Source organism: Clostridiales bacterium (assembly GCA_017569285.1).
Taxonomy (GTDB): domain Bacteria; phylum Bacillota; class Clostridia; order Christensenellales; family Aristaeellaceae; genus Aristaeella.
In genome coordinates this window covers 3,198,023-3,218,901 of the sequence record CP069419.1, presented here as the reverse complement: position 1 = coordinate 3,218,901, position 20,879 = coordinate 3,198,023, and the positions used below count along the sequence as shown (strand labels likewise).

Annotated in this window: 21 protein-coding genes; 7 read left to right on the top strand and 14 right to left on the bottom strand. The window is 54.2% G+C overall.

Annotation, left to right across the window (positions count from 1 at the left end; all coding sequences use genetic code 11):
- Positions 1-63: 63 nt before the first annotated feature.
- The 5 genes from JNO48_14200 to JNO48_14180 all read left to right on the top strand — a co-directional run bounded on the left by JNO48_14200 (position 64) and on the right by JNO48_14180 (position 5,850).
- Positions 64-1,653: an FGGY-family carbohydrate kinase gene (locus JNO48_14200; protein QTE68314.1), complete on the top strand. Its 1,590-nt coding sequence runs from the start codon at positions 64-66 to the stop codon at positions 1,651-1,653.
- 17 nt (positions 1,654-1,670) lie between these two features.
- The gene (locus JNO48_14195; protein ID QTE68313.1) at positions 1,671-2,477 is read left to right on the top strand and encodes an HAD family phosphatase; all 807 of its coding nucleotides are present in this window, start codon (positions 1,671-1,673) and stop codon (positions 2,475-2,477) included.
- Complete coding sequence (hprK, locus tag JNO48_14190) at positions 2,474-3,379, top strand: HPr(Ser) kinase/phosphatase (protein ID QTE68312.1); 906 nt, start codon at positions 2,474-2,476, stop codon at positions 3,377-3,379. Before JNO48_14195 ends, hprK begins: the two co-directional genes overlap by 4 nt.
- A gap of 23 nt (positions 3,380-3,402) precedes the next feature.
- Positions 3,403-4,344: an ROK family protein gene (locus JNO48_14185; GenBank protein ID QTE68311.1), complete on the top strand. Its 942-nt coding sequence runs from the start codon at positions 3,403-3,405 to the stop codon at positions 4,342-4,344.
- 66 nt (positions 4,345-4,410) lie between these two features.
- Positions 4,411-5,850 carry a leucine-rich repeat domain-containing protein gene (locus JNO48_14180; GenBank protein ID QTE68310.1) on the top strand — a complete coding sequence of 480 codons (1,440 nt, stop codon included), beginning with the start codon at positions 4,411-4,413 and terminating at the stop codon, positions 5,848-5,850.
- Between the two features lie 81 nt (positions 5,851-5,931).
- On the opposite strand, the gene JNO48_14175 is transcribed toward JNO48_14180, so the two are convergent.
- Positions 5,932-6,987: an SPFH domain-containing protein gene (locus JNO48_14175; GenBank protein ID QTE68309.1), complete on the bottom strand. Its 1,056-nt coding sequence runs from the start codon at positions 6,985-6,987 to the stop codon at positions 5,932-5,934.
- A gap of 24 nt (positions 6,988-7,011) precedes the next feature.
- On the bottom strand, positions 7,012-7,833 hold the full coding sequence (locus JNO48_14170; GenBank protein ID QTE68308.1) for a hypothetical protein: 822 nt from the start codon (positions 7,831-7,833) through the stop codon (positions 7,012-7,014).
- 236 nt (positions 7,834-8,069) lie between these two features.
- On the opposite strand from JNO48_14170, the gene JNO48_14165 reads away from it, so the two are divergent.
- A complete protein-coding gene (locus tag JNO48_14165; protein QTE68307.1) occupies positions 8,070-9,314 on the top strand; it encodes a glycosyltransferase family 1 protein in 1,245 nt (414 codons plus the stop codon).
- Here JNO48_14165 and JNO48_14160 read toward each other — a convergent pair.
- The 4 genes from JNO48_14160 to JNO48_14145 form a co-directional block, all read right to left on the bottom strand.
- Entirely contained in the window at positions 9,286-10,074 is a 789-nt protein-coding gene (locus JNO48_14160) for an ABC transporter permease subunit (protein ID QTE68306.1), read from the bottom strand. The two genes, JNO48_14165 and JNO48_14160, sit on opposite strands and share 29 nt — an antisense overlap.
- Positions 10,061-10,969: a hypothetical protein gene (locus JNO48_14155; protein ID QTE68305.1), complete on the bottom strand. Its 909-nt coding sequence runs from the start codon at positions 10,967-10,969 to the stop codon at positions 10,061-10,063. The genes JNO48_14160 and JNO48_14155 overlap by 14 nt, the downstream gene beginning before the upstream one ends.
- Positions 10,970-11,053: 84 nt before the next feature.
- Complete coding sequence (locus tag JNO48_14150) at positions 11,054-12,334, bottom strand: S41 family peptidase (protein QTE68304.1); 1,281 nt, start codon at positions 12,332-12,334, stop codon at positions 11,054-11,056.
- A gap of 34 nt (positions 12,335-12,368) precedes the next feature.
- Positions 12,369-13,289 (bottom strand): helix-turn-helix domain-containing protein, encoded by a 921-nt coding sequence (locus JNO48_14145; GenBank protein QTE68303.1) that lies wholly within the window; start codon positions 13,287-13,289, stop codon positions 12,369-12,371.
- A gap of 153 nt (positions 13,290-13,442) precedes the next feature.
- Between JNO48_14145 and JNO48_14140 the strand changes: the two genes are divergently transcribed.
- A complete protein-coding gene (locus JNO48_14140; GenBank protein ID QTE68302.1) occupies positions 13,443-14,129 on the top strand; it encodes a hypothetical protein in 687 nt (228 codons plus the stop codon).
- A 62-nt stretch (positions 14,130-14,191) separates the two neighbouring features.
- Here the strand turns inward: JNO48_14140 and ugpC are convergent, their stop codons facing one another.
- The 8 genes from ugpC to JNO48_14100 all read right to left on the bottom strand — a co-directional run bounded on the left by ugpC (position 14,192) and on the right by JNO48_14100 (position 20,862).
- Positions 14,192-15,325, bottom strand: coding sequence for a sn-glycerol-3-phosphate ABC transporter ATP-binding protein UgpC (ugpC, locus tag JNO48_14135; GenBank protein ID QTE68301.1), 1,134 nt, complete (start codon positions 15,323-15,325; stop codon positions 14,192-14,194).
- A gap of 138 nt (positions 15,326-15,463) precedes the next feature.
- Positions 15,464-16,102, bottom strand: a complete 639-nt coding sequence (locus JNO48_14130; GenBank protein ID QTE68300.1) for a hypothetical protein — start codon at positions 16,100-16,102, stop codon at positions 15,464-15,466.
- 34 nt (positions 16,103-16,136) lie between these two features.
- Positions 16,137-16,619, bottom strand: a complete 483-nt coding sequence (gene coaD / locus JNO48_14125) for a pantetheine-phosphate adenylyltransferase (protein QTE68299.1) — start codon at positions 16,617-16,619, stop codon at positions 16,137-16,139.
- Positions 16,616-17,194 carry a 16S rRNA (guanine(966)-N(2))-methyltransferase RsmD gene (gene rsmD, locus JNO48_14120; protein QTE68298.1) on the bottom strand — a complete coding sequence of 193 codons (579 nt, stop codon included), beginning with the start codon at positions 17,192-17,194 and terminating at the stop codon, positions 16,616-16,618. The genes coaD and rsmD overlap by 4 nt, the downstream gene beginning before the upstream one ends.
- Before the next feature lie 12 nt (positions 17,195-17,206).
- Positions 17,207-18,013 carry a hypothetical protein gene (locus JNO48_14115; protein QTE68297.1) on the bottom strand — a complete coding sequence of 269 codons (807 nt, stop codon included), beginning with the start codon at positions 18,011-18,013 and terminating at the stop codon, positions 17,207-17,209.
- Between the two features lie 15 nt (positions 18,014-18,028).
- Positions 18,029-19,144 (bottom strand): alanine racemase, encoded by a 1,116-nt coding sequence (alr, locus tag JNO48_14110; protein ID QTE68296.1) that lies wholly within the window; start codon positions 19,142-19,144, stop codon positions 18,029-18,031.
- Positions 19,141-20,547 carry a UDP-N-acetylmuramate--L-alanine ligase gene (gene murC / locus JNO48_14105; GenBank protein QTE68295.1) on the bottom strand — a complete coding sequence of 469 codons (1,407 nt, stop codon included), beginning with the start codon at positions 20,545-20,547 and terminating at the stop codon, positions 19,141-19,143. Before murC ends, alr begins: the two co-directional genes overlap by 4 nt.
- A 27-nt stretch (positions 20,548-20,574) precedes the next feature.
- A complete protein-coding gene (locus tag JNO48_14100) occupies positions 20,575-20,862 on the bottom strand; it encodes a YhbY family RNA-binding protein (protein QTE68294.1) in 288 nt (95 codons plus the stop codon).
- Between the last annotated feature and the right edge of the window lie 17 nt (positions 20,863-20,879).

Sequence of the window (20,879 nt, the reverse complement as noted above, 5' to 3'; positions counted from 1 at the left end):
TTCGACATATAATGGTTCTCATATCATCCGGCATCGTTAAAATCCGATATTTGGAGGGTTATTATGAGCAGGCAAATAATCGAAAACGGTTCTGCGGTTCTTGGTATTGAATTCGGTTCCACCCGGATCAAGTCGGTTCTCATCGGTCCGGATCACTCCGTGATTGCCTCCGGCAGCCACGAATGGGAAAACGATTTTGTCAGCGGGATATGGACATACAGTGAGGATGCTGTCCTGAAAGGACTGCGCGCCAGTTATGCCGATCTGAAAAAGGATGCCAGGGAAAAATACGGCATTGTCCCTTCCAGGCTTTCCGCTGTTGGCATCAGCGCGATGATGCATGGCTATCTTCCTTTCGATGCTGATATGAACCTGCTCGTTCCGTTCCGCACCTGGCGCAACACGATCACAGGCGAAGCTGCCGAAAAGCTGACGGAGGCTTTTTCCTTCAACATGCCTCAGCGCTGGAGCCTGTCCCATCTCTATCAGGCAATCCTGAACAATGAGCCCCATGTGCCTTCCGTCCGCTTTTTCACAACGCTGGCCGGATGGGTGCATTACCTGCTCACAGGCCGCAAGGTTCTGGGTGTCGGTGATGCCAGCGGTATGATGCCCATTGACAGCAGCACATGTGATTTTGACCGGAATATGATCCGGATTTTTGATGACCTGATTGCAGACCGCGGTTTCCCCTGGAAACTGGAGGATATTCTACCCCGCTGCATCCCGGCGGGCGAAGATGCAGGAACACTGACTGCCTCCGGCGCTCTGCTGCTGGATGCGGAAGGTGACCTGCAGCCGGGTTGCCCGCTCTGTCCTCCCGAAGGTGATGCCGGCACCGGTATGGCGGCAACCAACAGCATCCGTGCGAAAACCGGCAATGTCAGCGCCGGCACTTCCATTTTTTCCATGATCGTTCTGGAAAAACCGCTTTCGGCAGTTTATCCTGAAATTGACGTTGTAACCACTCCCACCGGTAAACAGGTCGGTATGGTTCATTGCAATTCCTGCACCTCAGATATCAATGCCTGGGTATCTTTGTTCCGTGAATTTGCAGACCTGATGGGATTTAAAACCGATGCCGGCGATGTGTATACCCGCCTTTTCCGGAAAGCCATGGAAGGCGCTCCGGACTGCGGCGGCATCGTAAGCTTCAACTATTTTGCCGGCGAACCCGTTACGGGGCTTTCTGAAGGCCGCCCCATGCTCATCCGTACGCCGGACGCAAAAATGTCCATTGCCAACTTCATGCGGGCCCAGATCTATGCGAGCATGGAAACGCTCAAAGCCGGCATGGAAATCATGAACCGGGAAAAGGTGGCAATCGACCGCGTTTACGGTCACGGCGGCCTTTTCAAAACCGAAGGCGTCGCACAGAACCTGCTTGCTGCTGCCATTCATGCTCCGGTAACCGTGATGGAAACCGCCGGAGAAGGAGGCGCCTGGGGTATTGCCCTGCTGGCAGCCTACGCGGTCCGTCGTGAAAAGGGTGAATCCCTTGAAGATTATCTGGACCACCGCGTGTTTGCCGGCATGAAGCAGCTCACAGTCAGTCCGGACCCGGTCGATGAAGCGGGTTTTGATACCTATATGGATAAATTCCTTGCCTGCATTCCCGCCCAGAAAGCAGCGGTGGAAGGCCTGAAAATCTGATTTCGGCAGGTGGTATTTTGAAGGCAGCTGCTTTTGACCTGGATGATACCCTGCTGCGGGATGATCTGTCCATTTCCCCCTACACGCTGGATGTTTTTCACCGCCTTGCGGACCGTGGTTTCTTTTTCATCGCGGACAGCGGGCGGACCAGGCTGAGTATGAAGCCCCACGTGGAAAAGATCGGGTGTGTTTCCCTGTATATTGCCTGCAACGGCGCGGAAATATACGACGGAAGAACCCATGAGCTTCTTCACGCTGAAAACTTCAGCATGGAAACGGCGCATGAAATCGTGGACTTTGGTGCGGAATACAACGCATACACACAGGCATATGACGGCGCCCACTTTTACTTCAATCAGTATTCCGAATACTCCGAACGGTATGCGCGGACTTCCAGCCTGTCCGGGATCTACGTCGGTGACCTGCGGAAATTTATTCGGGAGCCGCGCAATAAAATCCTGATGATGGCGGAACCTGCTCAGGTTTCCGCTATGCTTGCCGAAGCCCGCAGGCGTTTTGAAGGCCGGGTCTCCATCACCTGCTCCAAACCATGGTTTCTGGAATTCAACCCGGTGCGTGCGACCAAGGGAATCGCCCTCGGGTTCGCTGCCGATTATCTGGGCATATCCGTTAAGGATATCATTGCCTTCGGTGACAGTCTCAATGATGTCGCAATGTTTGAAGCCGCGGGCCGTTCCGTTGCGGTCGCAAATGCCCGGAAGGATGTACAGCCCCTCTGTGATGAAATCTGCGGCAGCAACAATGACGATGGAGTCGCCCGTTATCTTTCGGAACACTTTCTTTCCGGGGAGGTAATACCGTGATTAAGGCCCGTGATTTCCAGCAGGCGCTTGGCCTCGAGTGCCTTGTGTCCTCATTATATGATACCTGGGATATCCTTTCGCCGGAGCTGAACCGCCCCGGCATGCAGTTCTGCGGCTTTTATGAATTCTTTGCATTTGAACGTCCCCAGGTTATCGGCAAGGTGGAAATGGCCTACCTGGATAAACGGACTCCGGAGGAACGCCGTGAACTGCTCGACCGTTTTTTCTCCTACCGGATTCCCTGTGTGATCATCTGCCGTGGAATGACTCCCCCGCCGGAGCTGCTGGAAGCTGCTGAGCGGAAGCAGGTTTTCCTCTTTGCCACAAAACAGGTCACTACGAAATTTACGGTTTCCGCCATTCACTACCTCAACCGGTGCCTGGCTCCGCATATTACACGTCATGGTGTACTGCTGGATGTGTATGGAGTCGGTGTCATGCTTTCCGGGAAAAGCGGGGTCGGCAAGAGTGAAGCTGCCCTGGAGCTTGTCAAGCGCGGTCATATGCTTGTTGCGGATGATGTTGTGGATATTTGCCGTATTTCAGATGACCGTCTGATTGGTTCATGTCCGGAAAAAGTACGCCACCTGATGGAAATCCGCGGTATCGGCGTAATCGATATCCGGGCGATGTTCGGCATCGGTGCGGTCGCTGTCAGCAAAACCATCGACCTGATCCTTGAGCTTGAGGTTTGGGATGACAAAAAGGAATATGACCGGATTGGTCTGGAGGAAGAAACGGTTGATATCCTCGGTGTACCGGTTCCATGCCAGACAATCCCGATCAAACCCGGCCGTAATCTGGCCATCATTGTTGAAGCCGCTGCGCGAAACCTGAGTCTGAAACGCTCAGGACACAGCGCGATCCAGGAGCTCACCAGCATGGCTTTTCCCGAAGCCTGACAATATTTTACGGAGGGATTCATATGATTCGTGTAGGAATTGACATTGGCGGAACCGGTATCAAGGTCGGCCTCGTGGATGAAAATCTGCAGCTTATCGGCGAAGGTACGATTCCGACCCGCACTGATATCCCGTTTGAAGAACAGGTTGAAGCAATTGCCCGCTGCGTTATCGAAACTGCTGCGGCCGCCGGTTTCCGTCGGAAAGAAGATATCGCCAGCGTCGGTGTCGGTATCCCCGGAATTGCCAATGCAGACGGCGAAGTGATCAAATGTACCAATATGGGCTGGTTCCATATGCCTTTCCGTGAAGTTTTCCGGAAATACCTGGATGTGCCGGTCTTCATTGATAACGACGCCAATGTCGCCGCCCTGGCAGAAAGTGTAGCCGGTGTCAGTGCCGGTACTTCCTCCAGTGTGTTCATTACCATCGGTACGGGAATCGGAAGCGGAATCATCATCAACGGAAGGATATGGAACGGTTTTCACGGAATCGGCGGAGAACTGGGCCATGTAATTCTGGATCTGGATGGAGTCCCCTGCACCTGTGGAAACCGCGGATGCCTCGAGCGTTACTGTTCAGCCACTGCGCTGATCCGGATGGGACGGGAAGCAGTCCGGGACAATCCGGATTCTCTCATCCTGTCGTCTGTTGGCGGAGACCCGTCCGGAATTGAAGCCCGTACGGTGATTGATGCGGCCCGCGAGGGGGATCCGGTTGCGATGCGCGTATACGGCGAATACATTTCCTGCCTTGCCCAGGCGGTTGCCAGCGTCGTCAATCTGCTGGATCCGGAAGTCGTGGTGATCGGCGGCGGTGTCAGCAAGGCCGGTGATTTCCTGATGGACCCGCTCCGGAAAGAATATCCGAAATACATCATTTTCAATGATCAGCCCATGCCCGAGATCAAACTGGCTGTTCTCGGCTCCCGTGCCGGTGTGATCGGCGCGGCAATGCTTTCCTGACGGATAGATACCGGCTTCTTCCCTTCTTTCCATCCCCACTGTTCCACAGAAAGGAGTGTGGACTTGATGTCTGATTTCATCTTCAGCATTCGGCGGGACGGTTCCGCACAGCTGGATGAGTTTACAGGCACCGGCCCTGATGTGATAATCCCTTCCGCTCATGAAGGACATCCGGTCACCGCAATCGCAGACAACGCGTTTTCCTGGCATGGTACTGTACGTTCCGTTGTCATTCCGGATTCAGTGACAGTTCTGGGAGAAGCCGCGTTTTCATGGTGTGAATCTCTTGTTTCTGTGGACATCCCCGATTCCGTCAAAACAATCGGTGAGTGGTGTTTTATCGGATGTTCCGCACTTCGGTCAGTCACGATTCCCCCGCTCGTCCGGAAAATCAACTATTCAACTTTTCAGTCATGCTCTTCCCTGGTTTCCGTTGTTTTTCCAGACGGACTCCGTTCAATCGGTCCGGAAGCCTTCTCGGAATGTCATTCCCTGGCATCCGTCAGGCTGCCGGATGGTATCACTTCCCTGGGGGATAACGCATTCAGTTCATGTGATGCTCTTCAGTCGGTCAATCTTCCGGATAAGCTGACTTCGTTGGGCGTCAATGTCTTCTCGGGCTGTACCGCTCTTGCTGAATTGATTGTTTCAGAGAAGCATCCGGTTTTTCGAGTTGAAAACGGCGTCCTGATCAACCGGAAAGAACAGCGGCTGATCTTTCATCCGTTTACATCCGGTGCCTATTCCTATCAGATTCCGGAGGGTGTCAGCATTATTTCAGAAGAAGCCTTTGCCAACCGTGTGCATCTTACGGAAATCATTATTCCCGACAGTGTCACCGTGATTGAGGAAAAAGCCTTCTACGGATGCCGCGGACTTCGTTCTGTCCGTCTTCCCGCATCGCTTACTCGTCTGGGAAGCTATGCATTCCATGGCTGTACTTCACTGATCGAAATCACACTGCCCGATAGTCTGACTACACTGGAATATTCTGTCTTTTATGCATGCTCCACGCTGGTAACGGTTCGTCTTCCCGCCTCCCTTCGTGTTATTTCATCCTGTGCGTTCAGCGGCTGCGGGAACCTCACCACCATCAATTTCCCGGAAGGACTGCTTGATATCGGGGATTCTGCCTTTGAGGGCTGCCGGTCGCTGGACAATGCTGTTCTTCCCGATTCTCTTGAAACACTCGGAGCCCATGCCTTTGGCTCCTGTGATATGCTGCAGGCGATTTCACTCGGAAGCCGCCTGAAGGTGATCGCCCCGCGTGTCTTTTCCCGCTGCCGGAGCCTCAACCAGGTCACCATTCCGGAAGGCCTGGTGGAGATCGGTTCCGAAGCATTTGTCAACTGCAGCAATCTGCTCACACTGCAGCTTCCTGAGTCCGTTTCCGTGATTGCAGACGATGCTTTTGACGAATGCCGCCATCTCATGCTCTTCGTCTGGCCTGATTCTCCGGCAAAGCAATATGCCATGGAACATGATATGCTGTTTTCAGAGGTGTGATTTTTTCCTGAACTGTTTCAGCTTGCGGCTGTTGAAAAAAATGGGACTGCCATCCGGCAGTCCCGTTTTTTCAGGTTTGATTTATTGCTTTGCACCGCACTCCGGGCAGAATTTCGCGCCGGCTGCAATCGCCGCTCCGCAGCTCACGCAGAAAGCACCTGCGTTCTGCTTTGCACCGCATTCCGGGCAGAACTTCGCGCCAGCGGGAACAGCAGCACCGCAGGACCCGCACACAGTTCCGGCTGCCGGTGCAGCGGGAGCCGCAGGAGCCGCAGAAGGATTCAGGCTCTGTGCAAACATCTGGCCCATCGCAGCGCCGGCACCCATTCCGACACCCATGCCGGCCATTCCGCCGCCGTTTTCGTTGTTGGCGGCTTCCCGCATGGCTTCAGCAGCCTGGTATTTTGCATACTGGTCCATATTGCCCAGCACACCCATGCTGGTCCGCTTGTCCATCGCCTTTTCGACATCTTCGGGAAGGCTGATGTTTTCAATCACGAAGCTGCAAAGGGTCAGGCCGAGTTCCGCCAGTTTGGGATTGATGGCTTTGAGCGCATAATCGGAAAGCTCTTCATAATTCGCCGCAAGATCCAGTGCGGGAATCTTGCTCTCAGCAATCGCATCGCTCAGGCCGCTGACCAGCGTCCGCTTGATCTGGCCTTCCACACCGTCCACGGTGAAGAGTGCACTCGTACCGAAAACTTCCTTCAGGAATTTCTCGGCATCATTGACTTTGAAGCTGTAGATGCCGAAAGCCCGCAGCCGGATCATTCCGAACTCGGCATCCCGCATCATGACAGGATTGCTGGTTCCCCATTTTTTATCCAGGAACTGCTTCGTATTCACGAAGTAAACATCGGATTTGAAAGGGCTGTTGAATCCATATTTCCAGCTCTTAAGCGCAGTCAGGATCGGCAGGTTGCTCGTGGTCAGCTCATAACGGCCGGGCTCGAAAATGTCGGCCAGCTGTCCTTCGCTCACAAAGATGGCGACCTGGCTTTCACGCACGGTCAGCTGAGCACCGTTCATGATTTCCTTGCCGTTCATGTCATACTTGTGGACCATGGTGTTGGCAGAACTGTCAGACCACTCGATAACGTCAATCAGTTGTCCTTTGATTTTGTCCAGAATGCCCATCTTGTTTCCTCCCTTGTGGTTTGATTATTGCTTATTTTCACCCGCATCCGTGCACAGGGCACTCAGTGCAGGCAGGATCCGTGTTTTCTGGAGGGTGAGATCCAGCCCGAAGTACTCCTTCAGGTGGTCAATTCCTTCCTCCACATGGTTGATCAGGAGTGTACTCATGCTTTCTCCGGTCAGAACGCTGGCGCCGTGCAGCGGACAGCACAGAACCATGATTTCCCCGTTCGGATGTACCGTCGGCAGGACATGGAACCCCCGGATATCTCCGCCAAGCATCTTTCTCAGGGTCATTTCCAGGCGTTCCTTGCTGTATTCCCACTGGCCTTCAATATCTTCGTCATCCCCGGAATCATTCCGGGTCAGTTCCATCAGCAGGCATGGCTGATCCGCATCCATCCGGCTGCGAAGCAGCCGCATATTGCGTGTCAGATCTGCATAGTTTTTCACTTTTCCGGTCATGACTTTCCGGAAAAACTCATGACGGCATTCCGCAAGCATATCGGTTTCCAGGAACCGGTCATTTGAGAAGTCTGCATGCAGCCGGTTCAGGAGGGTATTCAGTTCATTGAGATACATCAGTACCTCTTCCCGTGTCCGCCCTGCCTGAAAAATGCTGACTGTCGGAAAATACTCCTGCAGGTAAGCCAGGATCCGCTCCTCTTCTTCCGGATCGACTGCAATTGCGATACCGTCCGCATGGTGCTTTGCGAGGCTGTCTTTCGCTCCTTCAAAATCATGGCGGATGTGCGGTTGTTTGAAACCGGTTCTTTCCCAGTTTCCCACCTCTTCAAAGGCGCGCAGTACGTCCTCCTGATCTGAAATCAGCAGTAATTTATACATTCACTACCCCCATCAGCGAAAATTGCATCTTTTCGCAGAGCATATTATACAGCGTAGACGCGGTTAATGCAAACGTTTTTTCCCCTGAGATGCCTGTTTTATGCGGTTTTTCGGCCATTTTGAACGGTTTTTACGGCTTGGCTGACATCTGCGCGTGCCTGTGATATAATACTTTTTGATGCTGTTATAGACACGGTGTTATGTACGTTCAATTATGTTTCCGAGGTGGGTTTTTCATGAAAATCACCCTTCTTTCGGTCGGTTCCACCGGGGATGTCCGCCCGTTTATCCTGATCGGCCGTGCACTGAAATCCCGCGGACACGCCGTAACAATCACCGCTTTTTCCCGTTTCGCGGAAACCGTCACGGCAGCCGGGCTGAATTTCCATGCTCTGAGCGGCAGCGTGGAGAAAATGATGGAATCCATCATGGAGCCGGACACAAGCGGGGTAACCTATCTTCCCCGTCTCTGGAAAGGTGTAAAGGATACCGCCCCTGAAATGCTGCAGGATATGCTCGACAGCTGCCGCGGGGCGGATGCCATGGTCTGCAATTTTTTTGGCTCCGTATATTACTCCATTGCGGAGAAATACGGTATTCCCTGTATTCAGGTCAATCTGTTCCCGATGGATCCCACCGGGGATGTTCCGATTTCTGCGGTTCGGAATCAGCGGCTTGGATCATTTCTCAACAAATCCACATACAAGGCCGGATATTATCTGATCGGCACGATCGAAAAGCATGTTCTCGGTCAATGGCGCCGCAGCAGCGGCCTTACAGACCGACGGCCTGCCATCCGTCCCGATTACCGGATCGGTTCCCATGTGGTACCGGTGATATATCCCATCAGTCCGTGCCTTTTCCCGCGTCCGGAGGACTGGGGAGAACATGTCCATATGAGCGGCTTCTGCTTTGATGAATCGCCGGTCGTATATGATCCTCCCCGGGAACTGACAGGATTCCTGTCTGCCGGCGAGAAGCCCGTATATATTGGATTTGGTTCCATGAATTCCGGTGATATGAACCGGTTGCTTTCCATGGTCCTGCGTGCTGTTCACGCCGCCGGAATCCGTGCGGTTATTTCTGCCGGCTGGCATGGCCGGAAATTAAAATCCGGCCGTTCCGTAATCTTTGTGGATGATGTTCCTCATGACTGGCTTTTTCCGCGCGTCAGCGCTGTCGTTCATCATGGAGGGGCCGGAACAACTGCCGCGGGACTTCGCTATGGAAAGCCTGCCCTTGTCATCCCGTTTGCCGGAGACCAGACATTCTGGGGCACCCGGGTTTACAGGGTCGGCTGCGGCCCGAAGCCTGTTCCGCGCGCTTCCCTGACAGTACACCGCCTGACGAAAGCCCTGCTGGATCTGAAAAGCAACTCCTCATATTATGAAAATGCCCGGCACATCAGCGAATCGCTGGGCCGGGAGCATGGTGTCCTTGCAGCTGCAGACCTCATTGAGCAGGAGATTGCGCGCTGGTAACCGGTTTCCTGCTTCTTTCCGCCGCACGGATGATAAGCTTCGGCAGACCGGTCAGCAGAAGCACGAGACCGATCATAATCAGCGCGTACGCATAAATTTCAGGGTATTCATTGAAGTAGCTTGCGGTATAGATTGTCTTGCCGAGGGAATCCCGGGTCTGCACCAGGTACTCGGATGTCACAATCACCTTCAGTCCCATTCCGGCTGCGTTGATAAACGCCTGTTTCATATATCCGCTTATCATCGGCAGGTAGACCCGGACTATGATTGTCAGGTTCAGGCCGCTGTTCATCCGGTAAACATCAATCAGTTCCGGATCCATCCGGACGACGCCTTCGTATCCTGCCTCGCTGATCATCGGAATCAGCACCATCCCGGCTGTAAGTACCGGCACCATGGAGTAGGGTGCAATCACCATGATGATGATTACCAGCAGGATCATCGGCAGGGATCTCAGCAAAGCCATCAGCGGGCGCAGTATCGCATGCAGAAACGGAGCCAGTCCTTCCGCAATCCCGAGTCCTGTGCCGATCAGCACAGAAATCACCAGCGCCTCGATGATGTGCAGAAGGGTGGTTCCGATCCTGTTCCATGTAGTGCCGCTTGAAATCAGGCGTATGAAAGCCCGGCTGATTCCCCCTGCAGTGGGGAAAACCAGCCGGTCGCCCTTCAGAGCACTTCCCGCTTCAATCAGGATCAGGATCAGTGCGATTCCAAGCAGGAAAGCCACGCCTTCCCGGACTTTTTTACTTTTCTGCATAATAGAAATCATCCGCGGGAACTGCACCGCCGAACTGGCTCAGGTCAATATTGGCCGTAAACTCAACCAGCTCTTTTGCGTCTGCAGCGGCGGTATACTGAATTCCGCAGTTGGGAATCGCAGCGGCGGCCACCTTCTCATTGGGCAGAATTTCCAGTGCCACGGCAGCCTTTACGACGCTGTCAAGGTCGGTTGTAACCGCGTCTGCGCTTGTTTTCACCGATGCAAGAAATTCCCGGACACCTTCCGGATTATTATCCAGGGTATCCGCCCTGATAAACAGGCCGGCCTGGGCATACCCATTATTCCCCGTCAGGAGATTCAGCTCCTCTGTCAGCGGAATGCTGGTGATCTTCTCATTCCTGATTTTTGCGGCGGTAACGGCGGGCTCTGCTGTCATCACAATCGATTCCGCATCATTCATCAGCAGCGTCTGCGTCTCCGCGGCGCCGGCCAGGTATTCCACTTCGAGCGGTACGATTCCCTTTTGTTCAAGCACAAACAGGGCAACAGATGCATTGATGGTGTTTTCGCCGAACAGCGTGACTTTGGCGCCGTTGATATCGTCTATCGTGAATCCTTCGCGCTGGGAAGCAAATACCAGGTTTCCCTGCGTGATGACAGCGCCGAGGATGTAGCTGGATTTACCGGCTTTGAAAAGCTTCGCTCCGGCATTGATCGGTGCAATGATAAAATCTGCCTCGTTTTTGCTGAATTCCGCTGCGATCGTATCAGCAGCGATAAACCGGAAATGTTCCGGATCGTCTTCTGCCAGCTTGGCTGCGGCAATTGCCGGTGCCCCGCTAGGTGCGGTTAATGTGAACGCATTTTCTTCGGCATATGCGAAAGCCGTCGCCATCATCAGGCAGATCATCAGGGCAATCAGTCGTTTCATGGGTATCCTCTCCTCTGACAGTAAAATAGTTTGGTATATCCGGCTGCCGGATGCTGGAAAGCCGGGGGACTACCCCGGCTTCGGTCATTTCAGTTTTTCCTTCATGGCCTCCAGCGCCTCTTGCAGCTGAACATCATGTTCCAGGTCGGCAAAGTCATACATGCCGTTGTCTCCCTCCGGCAGTTTCACCTCCACGTCGGGGATGATGCCGACTTCATGAACCTCGGTTCCTTTGGGGGTTCGGTAGGAAGCAACCGTCATCTGGAATCCGGCCCCTTTCTTGCCGACCTCGGTAACAGCCTGTACGATTCCTTTGCCGAAACTGACGGTTCCTACCAGGGTCGCGTCTGCGCAGTCCCGCAGTGCTCCGGCCAGTATTTCAGAACTGCTGGCGCTGTTTTCATTCATCAGTACAACCAGCTTTACATTCACCTTGCCGTCCCGGGTCAGGTATTCCGTGTGATCCTCGTATCCATCTTTGTAGACAAGATAGCAAAGCTCGCCTTTGTCCATAAACAGGTCCGCAATATACCGCGCCTGTTCCACCCATCCTCCCGGGTTGTCGCGCAGGTCGATAATCAGTCCCTTTGCGCCGCCGGTGATCAGCTTGCGCATGGCTGTTTCGAATTCCTTTTCAGCGTTTCCGGCAAACTGGTACAGCGCGATGTATCCGATGTCTTTGTCCAGCATCGTGCTTTCCACCTGGTTCACGTTAACCTTCCGCCGCATGATGTTGTAGGTGATTTCCTCCTCGTTGCGGATAAAGGTTACATCCACAGAGGATCCGGCCTGTCCTTTCATGATATCCACGGCATCCTGAAGGGTTTCGGCGGTAACATACAGATCTTCACCGACTCTATACAGGATATCTCCGCGCTGCACACCGGCTTCTTCTGCAGGGCTGCCCTTGAATACGCGGATGATTGTGCAGATTCCGGTTTTGTAATTGGCGTTGATCAGTACGCCGATGCCCTCATACTCACCCTCATCATCTTCCCACATGGTTGACCATTCATCCGGGGTATAATAAAAGGAATAGGGATCATCCAGCCCGGCCATCAGCCCTTTGGCTGCGTACTGCAGCATTTTTTCACGGTCGGTATCCTTATAGAACGCATTCTCGGCAAAATCGATCAGGTCAATCAGTTCATTGAACTGCTGGTATTGTTCATATTCTTCCCGGCTGATCGTAACTGTATCGCTCTGGTTGTCCGCCGGCCGGGTTTCATTCTCTTCTTCTGTGTCCTCCCCGAAAATGCTTTCGAGCCAGGGGGATCTCAGGCCGAATATTTCCGATCCCACGCATCCGGTCAGCAGGCACATGCATATTGCCAGTACAACAAGCATCAGCAGTCTTTTCTTCATTCAGAGTCCTCCGTTTGCGGGCGCTGTCCCGCGCTTATTCCTCGTTTTCAGGCAGCCTGCTCAGCAGGCGGAATGCCACCGCATCCTGAAAATGGCGCAGATCGTATCCGGTCACTTTCCGGATCTTGTCCAGCCGGTATATCAGGGTATTCCGGTGAATGAACATTTCCCTCGCCGTGGTGGACAGGTTCAGGTCATTCCGGAAAAAGGCATCAATCGTCTCCATCATCTCGCCGGACAGGAGCTTCCTGGTTTCCGGAGTAAACAGTTCTTTTCGCAGCCGGGCGCGTTCTCCGGGGGAAACGGCATCTAGAAGCCGTTCTGCGGCAAGGTGTCCGTATGCATATACAGATTCTCCGGCAAGGAAACGTTTCCCGAGGCTGATTGCCGTTTCCGCTTTATTGAAGCTGTCCTTCAGTTCCGACGCATTCCGGGTCAGCCTTCCGATACCGGCCTGCAGGCGTATTCCGGCTTCGGTTTCCGCAGTATCCGTTACAGCCGCCGTAAACTCGGTGATTTCTTCCTCACTCAGTCCATCCGCCTGCTTGATCAGAACAATTTCACCGTTTGTTTCCGTAATGGCATCGCCCGTTTCCATCGGAATCAGTTCTTCAAACAATGCGCGTCCCGGAAGCTTATCCTGCCCGGACGAAGCCCGGAACACAATCACGCATCGGGAAACGTTGTCGCGGATAATTCCATCGGAGACATCGCCCCGTAATGCTTTTTGCCACGGATCTGCAGGCCGGGTACCGGTATCCCGGTTCCCTGTTACAGCCCGGATCAGGTCTTCCCCGGCTTCACTGTCCTCACAGCAAAGGTATTGACCGCCTGCACGGATAAATATCATCCCATTTCCGCGTGCAGTACCACAGCCGGCATTCAGGCTTACCCGGATTTCATCCGGTATTTCTTCCGCGTTCAGCAGGCCGATATGAACAGGCTGCGGCTTCATGCAGTTTTCCCCCTTCTGCGTTGATCTGATTGATTTTATCACAAACGGGCATTTATTGAAAGACCCGTTTTCCCGCTGTTCCGGTTGCGCCGGACTCCGGAAAGCCGTATAATAATCCAAGAGAGGAATCTGTTTGAAAAAGGAGGCGGGACCATGAAGCGTTTTTGCTGTTTCTTCCTGGTGATGCTCCTGGCCCTGCCCTTCGCTTCCACAGCCCTGGCTGCATATAATTTCACGGATGACCGGTTTGCCGGCGTCTTTACCACGGAAAACCTGAATGCCATCATTGAAGAATATGAGCTTTATGACGGCTGGTACTGGACCACCCCGGCCAATACAGCTCAGACATACCATGGAATCCCTGAATGCCCGGGCTGGACGGATACTGCCGTTAACCGTCATAATCGGTCCGGCTTCCGCAAAGACTGGTACGGCTGCCGGTGGGGCATTGACCAGGTCGCTTCCTACTCGCCGAATACGGGCGGATGGGGTGAATGTTTCGGTTTTGCCCAGTTCATCGGTTATCTGCTCTCCGGTGAACCGAATCCCCACAAAAACTGGAAATGCTACTACTCCATGGAAGCTGCCGGCGGTCTTCGCGTCGGTGACATCGTGCGTGTGGAATACCGTGCCAATAAAATGAGTTTTCAGCACAGTGCGGTTGTTTACGCCGTCAATGGAGAAGAGATCCTTTTCCTTCAGATCTCAAGTCTGAATTACAATCTCATATCCGTTGGAAAAGGCTTTTCAGACGGAAACCATCTGAATGAAACTTCACCGGAAATAATTGCGCAGATCCCCTCCCTCAAGATCTGCCGTTCGCCGCTCAGTACAGATTGAGATCGATTGCAAAAAAGAGTCCCGGGCTTTACAGCCCGGGACTTGTTTTTCGGTATGGATGATTATCCGACGTATCCGCTGTTCAGGATGGTCTTCTCCGTTTCCTTGTCGAAGAAGTGCAGGTGGTTCGTATCGAACGCGATGCGGATCTTGTTGCCGGCCTTGCTGGAGGTCCGGGGATCCACGCGGGCGATGATGTTGCCGTCCTTACCGGTGGTGCTCAGGTACAGGTAGGTTTCGGAACCCATCAGTTCGGTCACTTCCACGTCCACGTCGATCGTGGCGGAAGCGAACTCAGCCAGTTTCGCTTCATCATCGGAAATGTTCTCAGGACGAATGCCCATCACAACTTCCTTGCCGATGTAGCTTTCATCAGTGAACTTCGCGATCTTCTTCTCGGGAACCACGATCTTGTTCTCGCCGAACAGCGCCACAACATCCTGTCCCTCACGTTCGAGGCGGACGTTGAAGAAGTTCATCTGGGGGCTGCCGATGAAGCCGGCCACAAATTCGTTCGCCGGGAAATCGTACAGGTTCTGGGGGGTATCCACCTGCTGGATAACGCCGTCCTTCATAACCACGATACGGCTGGCCATCGTCATAGCTTCAGTCTGGTCATGGGTAACATAGATGAAGGTGGTCTGCAGGCGCTGATGCAGCTTGGTGATTTCGGTACGCATCGCAACACGCAGCTTGGCGTCCAGGTTGGACAGAGGTTCGTCAAACAGGAAGACCTTGGGCTCGCGGACGATTGCACGTCCCAGAGCAACACGCTGCCGCTGGCCGCCGGACAGGGCCTTCGGTTTCCGGTTCAGCAGGTGGGCGATATCCAGGATCTTGGCGGCTTCTTCCACGCGGCGCTTGATCTCATCCTTGGGGGTCTTGCGGAGCTTCAGGCCGAATGCCATGTTGTCATAAACGGTCATGTGCGGATACAGGGCGTAGTTCTGGAACACCATCGCGATGTCGCGGTCCTTGGGAGCTACGTCATTTACCAGCTTGTCGCCGATGTACAGTTCACCGTCGGAAATTTCTTCCAGGCCGGCAACCATGCGCAGGGTGGTGGACTTACCGCAGCCGGAAGGTCCGACCAGAACGATAAATTCCTTGTCTTCAATGTCCAGGGTGAAATCGCTGACAGCGGTCACGTTTCCGGTATATACCTTGTAGATGTGCTGAAGGGATACACTTGCCATTGCTGAATCCTCCTATGCTTTTTCGGAGACCTTTGCCTCCATCTATGCCCATATTATACGGAAAGGCAAAAGAAAAAGGAACTGCCCGTTTCCACAAGCATTCCTCTTTCCCTTTGGTCATTTTGTACAAAACCGTCCTTACCTGCGGTTCTGGATTTCATTCCGTTCCAGCCGGATATTGTTGATCAGTTCACTCATCTTCCGGTCTGTCTCCGCCAGCAGCGAATCAATATAGTTCAGCGTATTCTTATGCAGGTTGGCGGCTTCCTGGCGGGCGCTTTCACGCAGTTCTTCGCTTTCCACACGCGCACGGCGGACAATGCTTTCTTCTTCGACCAGCTCATCGGCTTTCTTCTGGGCATCGGCGATGATCCGGGCGGCTTCCGCTTTGGCATTTTCAACAGTGGCGTTTGCTTCATTCACGGCATGTTCCACCCGTGCGTTTGCTTCCTGGACAGCCTGGTCAATCATGGATGCTGCTTTCGCGCTGGCTTCATCCACCATTCCCTGTGCCTGAGCCTGCGCGTTGTTCAGCGTATCCTTCCGGATCCGTTCCGCCTCCATGCGGATCTGCTCTTCGTTTCTGACAATTTCCGCTGCTTTGTCCACCGTATCCGGAATGTTGTCCCGAAGGTATTCCAGCTGGGCTGTCATTGTGCTCCGGTTCACCACGCATGTTTCACTGTTGATCAGGGTTTTCCGGGCGTTCCTCAGTTCCTCCTGCAGGACGCTGACTGCCTTCAGGCAGAGTTCCGCGCTGTTGATGTCTCCCGCCATGTTTTTCTCCTCCTCGTCCGCCGCAACCGGCCGTTTATTCTTTCTTCAGGTACCTGTCAATATCCTTTGCAATCTGATCCGGAATCAGGAAACGGTAATCCCCGCCGAAAGCTGCAATTTCCCGCACGGTAGAGGAAGACACGCTGTCCATCCCGTCCCCGGCAAACAGCAGGACGGTTTCCAGGCCGGGATACAAGGCGCGGTTCACAGCTGCGGCATTCCGTTCCTGTTCAAACTCGGCAGAGCTGCGAACACCCCGGATCACAGCGGTTCCTGGCTCCTGCCTGCGCATGTAATCCGCCAGCAGTCCGTCCCACCGGTCCACCGAAACATTCGGAATATCGCGGCACGCTTTTTCAAGCATCCGTACCCGCTCTTCCGTGGGAATCGTTCCGGCCTTTGAAATGTTCACCATAACGCAGATGGTCAGATGGTCCATCATGGATGCGGCACGGCGGATCAGATCGAGGTGTCCCCGGGTCGGTGGGTCAAAAGATCCCGGAAAAATGCCCTTCATTTGTCCTCTCCTCCCGTGTTGTTTCTGCGTTCCTTCATCATTCGGTAAAATGTAACACCGCAGTAGCCCCACTGTCTTCGGTCTGTTTCTTCAAAAGATTCACCGGCAGTGACTTCTGCTTTTGCCTCATGCTCAAGGACAACAAGCCCGTCATCCGCAATCAGCTTTTCCAGTGTGGCGAAAACCTCCCGCAGATCGGTCATACGGTACGGGGGATCCAGGAAAACAAGGTCATATTGCCGTCCGTCACGGATCAGTTCGGCCGCTGCCTGTTTCCAGTCCCGCAGCATGACTTCTGCCTGTCCGGCAAACCCAAGCGATTCCAGGTTTTTCTTCTGTATCCGGTTAGCATTCCGGTCTGAATCCACCAAGGTGGCGCTTTCTGCTCCGCGGCTGAGCGCTTCAATGCTCAGGGCGCCGCTTCCCGCAAAAAGATCCAGCACCCGGCTGCCCCGGATTTTCATCTGCAGAATATTAAACAGGTTTTCGCGTACCCTGTCAAGCGTCGGACGGGTGTTTTTCCCTTCCGGTGCTTCAATTTTCCGCCCCCGGGCGGTACCTGCGATAATGCGCATCTGCTGCTCCCGTCAGTTCAGCTGCTCCGGTGCGGACGATGCTCTGCGCCGTGCCCGCCGTGCTTTGATCTCCCGCTTTTTCCGGATCTTCCTGTTCTCTTCAATCTGGGTATGGATCCTTGTTCGTACGTTTTTCCCGAACAGGAATCCGGTGCCGTAAGAAATGACCGGGAGAAGCAGGAGAATCGGACTGATTCTCTCAACAGTCAGCATCAGGTCCTTATTGGCGGATCCGGTCATGCTCACAAACGGCATAATCGTTACCCGAACAATCATCCGGATGATATCCACGCTGCTGACAGGTTCACCTTCCGTATAGGAAACCAGTGCGCCGCCGATATCGCTCCGCCGCAGCAGTGAACTCGTCCACCCGGGCAGGGTTCCGGCAGACGTCATCTGCCTTTCCGCGCTGAATGCAAGAATAATTCCCAGGATAACAAACGGAATCATTCCGATCAGTGCGGTTACATATCCCTTCAGCGGATGATAACTCAGCCGCCGCTCATTAGCCGTAATTTCCAGGCCTTTTTCCTGGCGCTGGTACAGGATTTCTCCCCTTGCTACAGCCTCAGCTCCGTGAACCTGTCCCTGATTGTACAGGATAAACAGAACCAGAAGCACGACAGCTGCGTTTGCTCCGATCCGGAGTATATCGCTGTCGAAATTCATCATCGTGCAGACAATAAAGCACATGATGATGATCAGCATCATGCTTCCGAAAAACTTCAGTACTTTTTTAAGCGTATTCTCATCTGTCACCGCTCCGGTCAGGTAAGGCTTCGTCACTGGTTTTACCGGTTGGTTTTTCTTTACCGTCATCGTGTTTCAGTCCTTTCAGTCTTCTGTACCGTTGCGGAATACGCGTTCCACGCGGTTGGCAGCATCCACCAGGATTTCGTAGCTGATGGTCCCGCTCCATCTGGCGAGATCCTCGGCAGTAATACATTCATCTCCGTCTGTACCCATCAGCACGGCTTCATCTTCTGCTTTTACGTCATCGATCCCGGTAATATCAGCCATCATCTGGTCCATGCAGATCCGTCCGAGAACCGGAGCCCGTCTCCCGTGAATCAGCACCTCGGCTTTTCCGCTTGCAGCCCGGTGATATCCGTCTGCATATCCGCATGTCACAGTGGCCACCCGTGTGGTCCGGTCAGTTCGGAAAGTCCGTCCGTAACTGATGTACTCCCCGGCCGGGAGCTCCTTGATGTAGCTGATTTTCGCCGTCCAGCGCATCGCGGGCTGCAGGCCGATATTGTCTTCCACCGGCGGATATCCGTAAAGGCTGATTCCCGCGCGGACCATATCCAGGGCCATGTCCGGCCGGCGGTGAATCGCTGCGGAATTGGCGCAGTGGCGGATCACATCCTTCGGCATTCCGCCGGTCAGCCGCCGGAATTTCCGGAACTGTTCCTCAGTATAGGCCATCCCGTCCTCGTCCCCGTCCGCGTCGCTCAGGTGGGTAAACACCCCTGTCAGTTTCACATGCGGGCACTTTGCGATTTCACCGAGCACGGCATCCCTTTCTTCCGCGTCCCGTACTCCGATACGCCCCATTCCGGTATCAATCTTCAGATGAACTTCGGCCGTTTTACCCTGCGCCGCGGCAGCAGTTTCACAGATGCGCACCATTTCCGTCGTACATACTGTCTGTGTCAGTCCGTGTGCAACGCCATCGGCTGCGTCACAATCCAGCACGGCTCCAAGCACCAGGATGGGAGCGGTGATTCCGGCCTGCCGCAGGACGATGCCCTCACCGACTGCGGCTACCGCCAGCATATCGGCCCCGCCGGCCAGCGCTGCCCGGCTTGTCTCAGCTGCGCCGTGGCCGTATCCGTCTGCCTTGACAACGGCCAGGACTTTTACGCCGGCTGGCACCTGCCCGCGGATTTTTTCCATATTTTCCTGCAGGATATCCGTACGGATTTCTCTTCTGTTCCGGGGAATCATCTTTTCTCCCCCTTTTCCGTTTCATGGCGGTGAATCTGGGCATTCAGCAGGTTGATATCCCCGCATCCCATCGTCAGCACAAGATCTCCGGCGCGCCAGTTCTCCCGCAGGTATTTCTCTGTATCATCGAAGCTGGGGGTCCAGACGGCTTCAATTCCGTTCTGCTTCATTCCGGCCACAAGCATACCGCTGTTCAGGTCTCCCGGATCTTTTTCCCGGGCCGCGCAGATATCAGTCACCAGTGTGATATCAGCTTCTTCCGTACATGACAGGTAATCATTGAACAGGCTGCGTACCCGGCTGAATGTGTGGGGCTGCATGACAGCCCACAGCCGTCCCCTGCACCGCTTACGGGCGATGCTCAGCGCGTTGCGCATTTCGGTCGGATTGTGGCCGTAATCATGGAATACCTCCACCCCATCGATCACGTCGGTCAGTTCAAACCGCCTGTGTGCGCCGGTAAAATGTTCCAGGCTGGCCGCTGCATTTTCCGGTTCCACTCCCAGCGCTTCGGCTGCCGCCATGGCAGCCATCGCGTTCATCAGGTTGAAATCTCCCGGAACGCCCATTTTCATCCGTACGGTTTCCAGGCTGCCGTGCATGAGGCTGAACGTCGCATATCCGCGTTCATCTTCCTCGATCTTTTCCGGATGCCATTCGTTGTTCCCGCCGAATCCGAAGAAGATCTTCCGGCAGCTGAGTTTTTCAATCTGCCGGCGCACGCGGGGGTCGTCCCCGTTGCCGACCGCAATGCCGTTCTCCGGCAGAGCGCTGAGGAACCGACCGAACGTTTCTTCAATCTCATCAATGTCCCGGTAGCAGTCCAGGTGGTCCGCGTCAATATTCAGCACAACCGCCACAGTCGGGCTGATCTGCAGGAAGCTTCGGTTGAACTCACATGCTTCTGCCACAAAAATATCGCTGTGGCCGATGTGCACGCTTCCGCCGATGGCATCCAGCCGTCCGCCGATATGGATGCTCGGATCCTTTCCGTTTTCCAGGAGGATCTGGCTCAGCATGCTCGTAACGGTGGTCTTCCCGTGGGCTCCGCAGATTCCGACAGCCTTCGGATATCCTTCCATCAGCTGGCCCAGCAGGTATGCCCGTTCCAGGGAGGGAATACCCAGCCGGTCCGCTTCCGCCCGTTCCGGATTATCCTTCGCGATTGCGGCGGAATACACCACCAGGTCCGCTCCGTGTACGTTTTCCGGGCGCTGGCCGATCATGACCTCACCGCCCGCTTCCCGTACATGGTGGATCAGGTATCCCTCGTCCCGGTCGCTGCCGGTCACCTGGTACCCCTGTTCAATCAGCATTTCTGCCAGCCCGCTCATGCTGCTGCCGCCGATACCGATCATATGGATCCGTTTGCCTTTAAAATCCCTGATGTGCGGTGTATTCATTGCATTCACTTCCATAATTGGGGTATTTTATTCGATCACAATCCGGGGATTTTCCCGGCTGGGACGGTACATGACAAACCGCCGGCCGATCTGCTGGATCGGTTCTGCGCCGGTTCTTTCACACAGCTCAGTCAGCGCTTCTCTGGCGGTCAGGGGAGCTCCCTGCTGGACGCATCCCTTGATCAGCTCACGCGCCTCCAGGGCGTCATATGCTTCCTTGATGGTATTGTCCGTAATTCCATCCTTGCCGATATACAGAATGGTCTCAATGGTGTTGGCCATTCCGCGCAGCATTGCCCGTTGTTTTCCGGTCATTCAGTTTCCTCCGTTCT